Here is an 11768-nt window from a genome sequence, read left to right on the forward strand (position 1 = left end):
TCCACCCGTCAGTCAGACCCGCATGCGCAACCGCTCCATCCTCCCGCTGATCCTTACCACTTTGGTGGTGCTGGCCGTGGTGGCGTTCGGCGGCGCTGGACTGCTGGGCCAACAGACGGACGGCACGACGCCGGGAGCCACCTCCAGCGCTGCCGACACCCGGCCCGGGACGGCCACCTCCCCGGCGGCGAAGCAGTCGGTGCCCCACCGCGCCGCCAACCCCTCCAGCCTGCCGGAGATCCGGGAATCTGCGCTGCCGGTGGAGGGCCGCCGGGTGCTGGCGCTGATCCGGGCGGGCGGACCGTTCCAGTACGGCCAGGATGACCAGGTGTTCGGCAACTTCGAACGCGTCCTCCCCGCCCGGGACCGCGGTTATTACCGCGAGTACACCGTCCCCACACCTGGTGAAACGGACCGGGGCGCCCGGCGCATCGTGGCCGGCAACGACGGGGAGAAGTATTACACCGGGGACCACTACGCAACGTTCAAGTACATAGCGGAAGGCAGCTAGCACAACCATGAGAATCTTCTCCGGCGACACCTGGACCCTCGAAGAGCTGCAGGAACAGGTGGCCGACGCCGGGCGCCGCAGCGTGGTGGTCCCTCCGGCGGACAGTAAACGCACCGTCCTGGAGACCTTTGGCGAGGTGCTGGACTTTCCCGAGCATTACGGCGTGAACCTCGATGCGCTGAACGACTCGCTCCACGACTTCGCGGACAGCATCAACGGGAACGGCAACCCTCCCGTCACGCTGCTGTGGCAGGTGGCGGCGCCGTTCCGCGCTGACCGGTCGTTCGGGATCATCTGCGAGATCCTGCAGGACGCGGAACGGTACGCGGGCAAGGACCTCGCCGTCACCGCCGTGCTGCTCTAAGCTGCCTCCCTAAACGGACCGGCAGGCCCGCCAGGAAGCAGGCCTGCCGGTCCGACCCGAAAAGGGCTAAGCGTTCACGATCAGCCCGAGCTCGGCCTTCGAGGCGAGGGCGTCATGCCGGGGCAGGACGCGGACGGTGTAGCCGAACGGCCCGGAGCGGTCGATCACCAGGGAGCTGCTGAACAGGTGGCGGCCGTTGCCCAGGTCCTCCTTCACCTGGAGTTCCATCATGGTGATGTCGGCCAGGGTGTCGTTCTCTTCGGCCCTGCCATAGGCCACCTCGACGCAGACGTCCTCCGGGGTGAGGGCGTTCAGGGCCACGTAGGCGTTGACCTGGAGGGTGTCGCCGATCTGCGGGTCCTCGGACACGCCCACCGAATCCACGTGCTCCACGTGGACCTGCGGCCAGGCGCCGCGCACCTTGGCCGACCACGACGCCAGTGCGCGGGCCTGGGTGTACGAGTTGGCGGTGGCGCTGCGGCCTGCTTCCGCCGCGGGGCGGTAGAGGATGTTCACGTAGTCGCGGAGCATGCGTTCAGCGGAGACCTGCGGTCCCAGGTGCGAGAGGGTGTGCTTGATCATGGAGACCCAGTGGGTGGGCACCTTCTCCCTCGGCGTGGTGGAGGGGCCGGCAGCGCCTGCAGCCTCGGATACCGTGCTGCCGTAGAAGCGTGGTGCCACCTGCGTTTCCAGCAGCTCGTACAGTGCCGCCGCCTCGATGTCGTCCCGCTCCTCGGGGGAAGCGTCGTTGTTGGCCGTGGGAATCGCCCAGCCGTTCTCGCCGTCGTACATCTCATCCCACCAGCCGTCCAGCACTGACAGGTTCAATGAGCCGTTCAGGGCCGCCTTCATGCCCGAGGTGCCGCAGGCCTCCAACGGACGCAGCGGGTTGTTCAGCCAGACGTCGCAGCCCGGGAACAGGGTCCTGGCCATGGCGATGTCGTAGTTGGGCAGGAACGCGATGCGGTGCCGGATCTCCGGATCATCCGAGAAACGCACCAGGTCCTGGATCATCTTCTTCCCGGCGTCATCGGCCGGATGCGACTTCCCGGCGATCACCAGCTGGATGGGGTGGTCCTTGTGCAGGAGCAGCGCCTTCAGCCGCGCCGGCTCGCGCAGCATGAGGGTCAACCGTTTGTAGGTGGGCACGCGGCGGGCAAAGCCGATGGTGAGCACGTCCGGGTCCAGGACGTTGTCGGTCCAGCCGAGTTCGGCGTCGGCCGCGCCGCGCTTCTTCCACGCGGCCCGGAGCCTGCGGCGGACATCCTCTACCAGGGCGGCGCGCATCTCGCGGCGCAGCGCCCAGACGTCGGCGTCGCTGACGTTGTAGGCCAGGTCCCATTTGCCCAGCGCCTCGGCCTCGCTGCCAAACTGGTCGCGGGCGAGCTTGGAGATGCGGCTGTCCACCCAGGTGGGCACGTGCACGCCGTTGGTGACCGAGGTGATGGGCACCTCGGAGTGGTCGAAGCCCGGCCAGAGGGCGGAAAACATGCCGCGGGACACCTCGCCATGGAGCTTGGCCACTCCGTTGGCCCGCTGGGCCAGCCGCAGGCCCATGACTGCCATGTTGAAGACGGCCGGGTTACCGTCCGCGTAGTTTTCCCGCCCCAGCTCCAGGACACGGTCCAGCGGGACGTCGGGAGCCAGGCCGGCCTGGAAGAAGTGGCTGATCTGGTTGATCTCGAACCGGTCGATGCCGGCCGGGACCGGCGTGTGGGTGGTGAACACCGTGGAGGCGCGGCCCGCGGCGAGGGCTTCGTCGAAGGTCAGGGCTTCTTCCCCGGACATCAGTTCCTGGATGCGTTCGATCCCCAGGAAGCCTGCGTGCCCTTCGTTGGTGTGGAACACCTCCGGCGCGGCGCAGCCGGTGAGTTTCTGGAAGGCGCGCAGGGCCTTGACCCCGCCCATCCCCAGCAGGAGTTCCTGCTGCAGCCGGTGGTCGCCGCCGCCGCCGTACAACCGGTCGGTGATGCTGCGGGCGGCGTCGTCGTTGCCCGGCACGTTGGAGTCCAGGAGGAGCAGGGGAACACGGCCGACGTCGGCCCGCCAGATGTGTGCCAGGAGCCGGCGCCCGTTGGGGAGGGGCAGGGAAACCTCCAGGGCCTTGCCGTTGCCGTCGGGAGACGGTTCCCGGAGCAGCGTCAGCGGCAGGCCGTCCGGGTCAAGGACCGGGTAGGTCTCCTGCTGCCACGCATCGCGGGACAGCGACTGCTTGAAGTAGCCCGCCTGGTACAGCAGGCCCACCCCGACCAGGGGGACGCCAAGGTCCGAGGCTGCCTTCAGGTGGTCGCCGGCGAGGATGCCCAGGCCGCCCGAATACTGGGGGAGGACCTCGGTGATGCCGAACTCGGGGGAGAAGTACGCAATGGAGGCTGGTGCGTCCGGGCCCAGGCCCTGGTACCAGCGCGGCTCCTGGAGGTACCGGTCAAGGTCCTGTTCGGCGGCGCGCACCCTTTCCACCACGGACTGGTCCGCGGCGAGCTGCTGGAATTCCTCGCGGCTGACCATGCCCAGGAATCCGATGGGGTCCTGGCCGCTTTCCTCCCAGAGGCGCGGGTTCAGCCCGGCGAAAAGTTCGCGGGTGGGGCGGTGCCAGGACCACCGCAAATTGCTGGCCAGCCTGGCCAGGGGCCGAATGGGTTCGGGGAGGACTGTACGGACCGTAAACCTGCGGATTGCCTTCACCTGCGCCACACTAACCGACAACATGCGCGGCTGGAACCAGCTTTCGGTTTCTTTTGGGTAAATGACAGGGGCGTGAAGAAATTCGGCTGCGGCACACCGTTTTTAGTGAGCAGGCTTAGCAATCCGGGGCATTTCTCGCTAACGTCGAGCCTGTGACGACTAACTCAGGAACCAGTGCAGCATCCACCAAAATGCCCCAGCGCAGTATCACCGAGGACCTGCGGTTCGGGCGTTTTCCAATTACCGCCGTGCAGCCCGTCGTCGAGGGCGGCAAGTTTCCGGCCAAGGCCCTTCCCGGCGAGGCCATCGTGGTGGGCGCCACCTGCTTCCGCGAAGGGCATGACCAGCTCGGCGTCAGCGCCGTGCTCCTGGACCCCTCCGGTGCCGAGCGCCAGCGCGTACGCCTCGCCCCGCCCCGCGGGGAACGGGGCATGGGCACGGACCGCTGGGAAGGCGTGCTCACGCCGTCGGAAACGGGGAACTGGTCCTTTGTCATCGAAGCCTGGCACGACCGCTACGGCACCTGGCACCACAACGCCGAGGTGAAGATCGACGCCGGAGTCGACGTCGAACTCATGCTCGCCGAAGGTGCCAAACTGCTGGGCGAAGCGTCCGCGGAGGACTTCCGGGACGACGTGGACCGGGCGGCCCTCCGGCACGCTTCGGAGGTCCTGGGTGACCAGTCCCGCAGCACGGAGGAACGGCTTGGTGCCGGGTTCAGCCAGGAAATCGCCGACATCGTGGGCCGCCAGCCGATCCGGGAACTCGTCACCGTCTCCGACAAGTACCCCCTGCTGGTGGAGCGGGACCGGGCCGGGCGGGGTGCCTGGTACGAGTTCTTCCCCCGGTCCGAAGGTGCCGTCAAGGACCACAACACCGGCGCCTGGACCTCGGGCAACTTCCGGACCGCGGCCAAGCGGCTGGACGCCGTCGCCGCCATGGGGTTCGACGTCCTCTACATGCCGCCGATCCACCCCATCGGCGTGCAGTTCCGGAAGGGGCCCAACAACACGCTTGTTGCCGGCCCCCACGACCCGGGTTCACCGTGGGCCATCGGAGCCAAGGAAGGCGGCCATGACGCCATCCATCCCGACCTCGGATCCTTCGAGGACTTCGACGCCTTCGTGGCACGAGCCAACGAACTGGGACTGGAAGTGGCCCTGGACCTGGCGCTCCAGGCTGCCCCGGACCACCCCTGGGTGCAGTCCCATCCGGAATGGTTCACCACCAGGGTGGACGGCAGCATTGCCTACGCGGAAAACCCGCCCAAGAAGTACCAGGACATTTACCCGCTCAATTTCGATAATGATCCCGAAGGCCTTTCCCGGGAAATCCTGCGGATTGTGCTCTTGTGGGTCAGCCACGGCGTCAAGATATTCCGCGTCGACAACCCGCACACCAAACCGGTGTGGTTCTGGGAATGGCTCATTGCGGAAGTGGACAAAGCGGTACCCGGCGTCGTATTCCTGGCCGAAGCCTTTACCCGCCCGGCCATGATGCACGCACTGGGCAGGGCAGGCTTCCAGCAGTCCTACACCTACTTCACGTGGCGGAACACCAAGAAGGAAATCGAGACCTACTTTGAAGAAGTAAGCCACGAGTCGCCGGCCTTCTTCCGCCCCAACTTCTTTGTCAATACCCCGGACATCCTCACGGAGTACCTGCAGTACGGCGGACCCGCCGCGTTCCGCATCAGGGCGGTGCTGGCTTCCACGGGCAGCCCGCTGTGGGGCGTGTACGCCGGCTACGAACTGTACGAACACGTGGCCCGGCCCGGTGCCGAGGAGTATATCGACAACGAAAAGTTCGAGTACAAGGCGCGCGACTGGGACGCGGCCGCAGAGTCCGGGCGCTCGCTGGCCCCGTACATCACGCGGCTGAACCACATCCGGCGGGACCACCCCGCGCTGCTTGACCTCCAGAACCTGACGGTCCACAACAGCACCGACGATTCAACGGTGGTCTACTCCAAGCACAAAACCCTTCCCGACGGATCCAAGGACACCATCATCGTGGTGGTCAACGTGGACCCGCACGTGACCAAGGAGTGCAGCGTGGCCCTGGACCTGGCAGCCCTGGAACTGGACCCGCAGGACATCACTCCCGGCGGCGGCTTCTACGTGGACGACCTCCTCTCCGGCCAGAGCTGGGAGTGGGGCGAGTTCAACTACGTGCGGCTTGATCCGCACGTGGAGCCGGCCCACATCCTGAGCGTGAGGAGAGCGCATCAGTGACCTTCAATCCGCAAGGTTCCGGCCACTTCACCCCTAAGAGCACTTTCGAGCTAAATGCGCCGGGCCTCCAGCATGACCCTCTGTGGTACCGCAAGGCAGTGTTCTATGAAGTGCTTGTCAGGGCCTTTTCGGATGCCAACGGCGATGGGTCCGGGGACTTCTCCGGACTCATCGACCGGCTCGACTACCTGCAGTGGCTCGGCGTCGACTGCCTGTGGCTGCCCCCGTTTTTCCAGTCGCCGCTGCGTGACGGCGGTTATGACATATCGGACTACAACTCGGTCCTGGACGAGTTTGGCACCATCAGCGACTTCAAAAGGCTGGTGGCGGAGGCCCATGCCCGCGGCGTCCGGGTGATCATCGACCTTCCGCTGAACCACACCTCTGACCAGCACCCCTGGTTCCAGGAGTCCAGGAAGGACCCGGATGGCCCGTTCGGGGACTTTTATGTCTGGAGCGATACCGACGAAAAATACCAGGATGCCCGCATCATCTTCGTCGACACGGAAGAATCGAACTGGACGTTCGACCCGATCCGCCGCCAGTTTTTCTGGCACCGGTTCTTCAGCCACCAGCCGGACCTGAACTTCGAAAACCCCAAGGTCATCGACGCCGTCTTCGACGTGGTCCGGTTCTGGCTGGACCAGGGCATTGACGGTTTCCGGGCGGATGCCATCCCGTACCTTTTCGAGGAGGAGGGCACCAACTGCGAAAACCTGCCCGCCACCCACGAGTTCCTCCGCCGGCTCAGGGAAATGGTGGATGAAAGCTACCCAGGGCGCGTGATCATCGCCGAAGCGAACCAGCCGCCCAATGAAGTGGTGGAGTACTTCGGCACCGTTGAGGAACCCGAATGCCACATGGCGTTCCACTTTCCCATCATGCCCCGCCTCTACTACGCGCTCCGCGACCAGAAGGCCGCACCCATCATCGAGACCATGCGCGACACCCCGGACATCCCCGAGGGCGCACAGTGGGGTACCTTCCTCCGCAACCACGATGAACTGACCCTGGAGATGGTCACCGCCGACGAGCGCGCCGCCATGCTGGGCTGGTACGCGCCGGACCCGCGCATGCGGGCCAACATCGGCATCCGCCGCCGGCTGGCGCCCCTGCTCGACAACTCCCGGGCAGAGATAGAGCTGATCAACGCGCTGCTGCTCTCGCTTCCCGGCAGCCCCTTCCTCTACTACGGCGACGAGATCGGCATGGGGGACAACATCTGGCTCGAGGACCGTGACGCCGTCCGCACGCCCATGCAGTGGAACCCCGACCGTAACGCCGGCTTCTCCCATGCGGACCCCGGCAAGCTGTACCTCCCGCCCATCCAGTCGCTGGTGTACAACTACGCCATGGCCAACGTGGAAGCTGAAGCGGCGCACTCCGGCTCCCTGCTGCGCTGGACCCGGCAGATCCTGAGCGTCCGCAAGAACCACCCGGCGTTCGGGCTGGGCGGCTTCAAGCATGTGGAAGCAGACCACGACGCCGTCCTGGCCTACCTGCGCGAACTCCCGGACAACAACCCCGCGGGGGCCGACTCCGAGACCATCCTGTGCGCCTTCAACCTGTCCCAGCACCCGGTCGCTGCCACGCTGCGGATTCCCGAGTACGCCGGCAGGGGCCTCCGCGATGTGTTTGGCGGGCAGGTCTTCCCCGGCATCGGCGACGACGGCACACTCACCCTGACCATCGGAAGCCACGATTTCTTCTGGCTCCGGATGCGGTCGGCGGGGTCCAGTCCCTCGTCGCCATACACCCAGGCCATGCCCATCCTGTCGATAGAGAACTGAGATGAACCAGCCAATCCTCACCCCCGCCCTCACCGCGCTGCTCAAGGAATGGCTGCCGCAGCAGCGTTGGTTCCCGATCAAAACCCCCGATTTCGCCATCTCCCAGGCCGGCAGCCTGGGCCTGGCGGACGCCAGCGGGCACGCGGCCCTGGCCGTATTCCTCCTCAGCGTCACCACCCAGGGGCCCGACGGCGGCCAACGCACCTCGGTGGTGCAGGTCCCCCTGAGTTTCCGGCCGGCACCGGCCGGGGGAATGGAGCGGGCACTGGTAGGGGAAGCAGCCGGAATGGATCCAACCCGCCCCTGGGTTTACGACGCCGTCCACGACCCCGACTTCGTGGGCGCCTGGCTGGAGCTCATCCGGCAGGAAGGAAAAGCGGACAGCGGAACTGCGACCGGTTTCCGGGTTGAAGGTCCCTACCGCCTGCCGACGGCCAAGGGGGTTGTGAAGGTTCTCTCCGGCGAGCAGTCCAACAGTTCCGTCATCGTGGACGACGGCGAGTCCGCGGCCATGGTGAAATTCTTCCGGGTCCTTTCGGAGGGGACCAACCCGGAGATCGAAGTGGGGGCCGCCCTGACGAAGGCCGGGACCGCTGAAGTCCCGGCCACGCTTGGCTGGGTCAGGGGGGAGTGGCTGGGGAACAGCAACCATGCCTCCAACGGCACGGGCCAGGGAACCCGGTACGTCCAAGGCGAACTCGCAGTGGCGCACGAATTCCTCGCCGGCGGCCGCGATGCCTGGCGCCTCGCCGTCGACGCTGCCCGCTCCGGCACGGACTTCACCGCGGAGGCCAAGGCCCTTGGCGCGGCAACGGCCACCGTGCACAAGCGCCTGGCAGAGGCCCTGGGGCAGTCGACCGGGCCCGACGTCGGCAAGGGGGCAGGACCGGCTGTTGCACAACGTGTCCGGACCGCCTGGGCCGAAGCCCGTGCCGCCGTAGGACCTTACGACGATGCCCTGGACGCCCTGCTGGCGAACCTGGACAAGACCCCCGCCGGGCCGCTCCAGCGCATCCACGGCGACCTCCACCTGGGCCAGATCCTGCAGGTCACCGGCCCGTCGGGGGACGGGTCCCGCTGGGCCATCCTGGACTTCGAAGGGGAACCGCTGCGGCCCATCGCCGAGCGCAACGTCCCGGATGTACCGCTGCGCGACGTCGTCGGGATGCTTCGGTCCTTCGACTACGCTGCGGGGGCAGCCCAGCGCGAGCAGGAAGGCGCGCAGGTGCCGGACAGCTGGGTTGACGACTGCGCCGACGCCTTCCTCGCCGGGTATGCCGCCGTCATCCCCGGAACGGTGGACCGGACCTCACCGCTGTTTGTGGCATTGTGGCTGGACAAGGCGCTGTACGAAGTTGTTTATGAAATGCGGAACAGGCCCGACTGGGTGGCGATTCCAGTAAACGCCTCCAGGCGGCTCCTGGGCAGTAACGGTGCCGGCGACTCCGCCGGCGCAGCATCGGAAGGTAACGAAATGACAGGCTCAGCACGAACTGACCGCCCGGGGGTGCCCCTGCACGTGGATGAAGGCACCCTGGGCAGAATCGCGAACGGTGAACACCACGCCCCCCATTCCGTCCTGGGCGCGCACCTGGACGACTTTGGGCATGTCACCATCCGGACCGTGAAGCACCTGGCCGAAGCAGTCACCGTGGTCACGCGGGCCGGCGAAACTCCCATGGAACACGAGGCCCACGGGGTCTGGGTTGCCGTCCTGGAACCACTGGAACAGGGCCATGTTCCGGACTACCGGCTCTCGGTCACCTACCCGGGCAAGGACCCCGTGACCGTCGATGAGCCCTACCGCTACCTGCCAACGGTGGGTGAAGTGGACCTGCACCTCATCGGGGAAGGCCGGCACGAAAAACTGTGGCAGGTGCTTGGCGCCCATGTCCGCCACTACAAGTCCGGGCTGGGGGACGTCAACGGTGTCTCCTTCGCCGTATGGGCCCCCAATGCGCAGGCCGTCCGCGTCAAGGGCGACTTCAACGCCTGGGACGGACGTGAGCACTCCATGCGCTCCCTCGGTTCCTCCGGCGTATGGGAAGTGTTCCTCCCCGGCGTCGCGGCAGGGGCCTGCTACAAATACGAAATCCTGACGCGGGGCGGCTACTGGGTTGAGAAGGCCGATCCGCTCGCCTTTGGCACCGAGGTGCCCCCGTTGACTGCCTCCAGGGTCGTGGAACCGTCCTACGCCTTCAAGGACGACGACTGGATGGAAGCGCGGGCCAAGCGCGACCCCCATAACTCCGCCATGAGCGTCTACGAGGTTCACCTGGGATCCTGGCGCCTGGGCCTTGGCTACCGGGAACTCGCCCAGGAACTGGTGGAGTACGTCAAATGGCTCGGGTTCACGCACGTGGAGTTCATGCCCGTGGCGGAGCACCCGTTCGGCGGTTCCTGGGGCTACCAGGTCACGTCCTACTACGCGCCCACCTCCCGCTTCGGCCACCCCGACGAGTTCCGCTACCTTGTGGACTCCCTTCACCAGGCCGGGATCGGCGTCCTGCTGGACTGGGTGCCCGCGCACTTCCCGAAGGACGCCTGGGCGCTGGCAAAGTTTGACGGCGAGGCCCTCTACGAGCACTCCGACCCGGCCCTTGGAGAGCACCCGGACTGGGGCACCTTGATCTTCGACTTCGGCCGCACCGAGGTACGCAACTTCCTGGTGGCCAACGCGCTCTACTGGCTGGAGGAATTCCACATCGACGGCCTGCGCGTAGACGCGGTAGCCTCCATGCTCTACCTCGACTATTCACGCCAGGAAGGCCAGTGGCGGCCCAACCGCTTCGGCGGCAGGGAGAACCTTGAGGCCATCTCCTTCCTGCAGGAAGTCAACGCGACGGTCTACAAAACCCACCCCGGCGCCGTCATGATCGCCGAGGAATCCACGGCGTTCCCCGGCGTCACCGCCCCCACCAGCCACGGCGGCCTGGGATTCGGCCTCAAGTGGAACATGGGCTGGATGCACGATTCGCTGAAGTACATTTCGGAAGATCCCTACAACCGCAGGTGGCACCACGGCACGGTGACGTTCTCCCTGGTGTACGCGTTCACGGAGAACTTCCTGCTGCCCATCAGCCACGATGAGGTTGTCCACGGCAAGGGCTCCATGCTCCGCAAGATGCCCGGTGACCGCTGGCAGCAGCTGGCGAACCTCCGCGCCTTCTTTGCGTACCAGTGGGCGCATCCCGGCAAGCAGCTCATCTTCATGGGCACCGAGTTCGGCCAGGAAGCGGAATGGTCCGAGCAGCACGGCCTTGACTGGTGGCTTGCAGACATTCCCGCCCACCGTGGACTGCAGCTGCTCACCAAGGACCTCAACGAGCTCTACGCATCCACCCCTGCCCTGTACACCCAGGACAACGTTCCGGCCGGCTTCCAGTGGATCAACGGGGGAGACTCGGACCGCAACGTCCTGTCCTTCATCAGGTGGGACGCCGACGGCAACCCCCTGGTCTGTGCCATCAACTTCTCCGGCGCCCCGCATGTCGGCTACACCCTGGGGGTTCCGGCGGCAGGGGCCTGGACCGAGGTGCTCAACACCGACCACAGCACCTACGGCGGATCCGGTGTGCTGAACGAGGGGGAGCTCAAGGCCTCGGAGGACGGACAGGATGGCCAGCCGGCCACGCTGACCGTCACGCTGCCCCCGCTGGGTGCGGCGTACTTCAAGCCGGGAACGTCAACGGCCGGCTGATCCGTCCAACCGGCGAACTGCGAAAGGCCCGGAATCCGCGTGATTCCGGGCCTTTCGGCTGCCTGCGGAGTCCCTGAAAGGTGCCGACTGGCGAACCGGGAAGAGTGGTGGTACAGTTTATTTCCGCGCTGCTCCACGGAGTCAGACGGAAAACCGATCCCCCAAGCATACGCTGAGGATGGTCGCGGACGCCGGTTTGACACGCGGGAAGCCAGCGGGTAAGTTTGAAAAGTTGCTCCGGAGCGATCCTGAATGTTGGTTTGGGTGGTGCCGGGTGTGTCTGTTGTTTGAGAACTCAATAGTGTGCCAAGTTTGTTGATACCGATTATGTATGTAATTGGTTGAATTTGCCGAATCGTGCCGCCCCTGTGGTGTGGTTTGGTGTTTTTAGCTGGTTTCAAATTTTGTGCAGCCTTTCGTGCCGTTATTTCCGGTGTGTTTGGTTGTGTCTGTTTGTTTTCAACGGAGAGTTTGATCCTGGCTC

General features: G+C 65.8%; 6 protein-coding genes. 5 read left to right on the forward strand and 1 reads right to left on the reverse strand.

The window, feature by feature from the left end; all coding sequences use genetic code 11:
- Positions 1-22: 22 nt before the first annotated feature.
- Complete coding sequence (locus tag ACFVTD_RS13345; protein ID WP_387563566.1) at positions 23-511, forward strand: ribonuclease domain-containing protein; 489 nt, start codon at positions 23-25, stop codon at positions 509-511.
- Between the two features lie 7 nt (positions 512-518).
- Entirely contained in the window at positions 519-875 is a 357-nt protein-coding gene (locus ACFVTD_RS13350) for a barstar family protein (RefSeq protein WP_387563569.1), read from the forward strand.
- Positions 876-941: 66 nt separating this feature from the next.
- On the opposite strand, the gene glgP is transcribed toward ACFVTD_RS13350, so the two are convergent.
- Entirely contained in the window at positions 942-3560 is a 2619-nt protein-coding gene (gene glgP, locus ACFVTD_RS13355; protein WP_387563572.1) for an alpha-glucan family phosphorylase, read from the reverse strand.
- 191 nt (positions 3561-3751) lie between these two features.
- On the opposite strand from glgP, the gene ACFVTD_RS13360 reads away from it, so the two are divergent.
- Genes ACFVTD_RS13360 through ACFVTD_RS13370 form a run of 3 tightly spaced genes read left to right on the forward strand, consistent with a single transcriptional unit; the run spans position 3752 to position 11284 of the window.
- Positions 3752-5794: an alpha-1,4-glucan--maltose-1-phosphate maltosyltransferase gene (locus ACFVTD_RS13360; protein WP_387563575.1), complete on the forward strand. Its 2043-nt coding sequence runs from the start codon at positions 3752-3754 to the stop codon at positions 5792-5794.
- Positions 5791-7584: a maltose alpha-D-glucosyltransferase gene (gene treS / locus ACFVTD_RS13365; protein WP_387563578.1), complete on the forward strand. Its 1794-nt coding sequence runs from the start codon at positions 5791-5793 to the stop codon at positions 7582-7584. Before ACFVTD_RS13360 ends, treS begins: the two co-directional genes overlap by 4 nt.
- 1 nt (position 7585) lies before the next feature.
- Positions 7586-11284, forward strand: a complete 3699-nt coding sequence (locus tag ACFVTD_RS13370; RefSeq protein WP_387563581.1) for a 1,4-alpha-glucan branching enzyme — start codon at positions 7586-7588, stop codon at positions 11282-11284.
- Positions 11285-11768: the final 484 nt, after the last annotated feature.

The sequence above is a fragment of the Pseudarthrobacter sp. NPDC058119 genome, assembly GCF_042884655.1.
GTDB lineage: Bacteria > Actinomycetota > Actinomycetes > Actinomycetales > Micrococcaceae > Arthrobacter.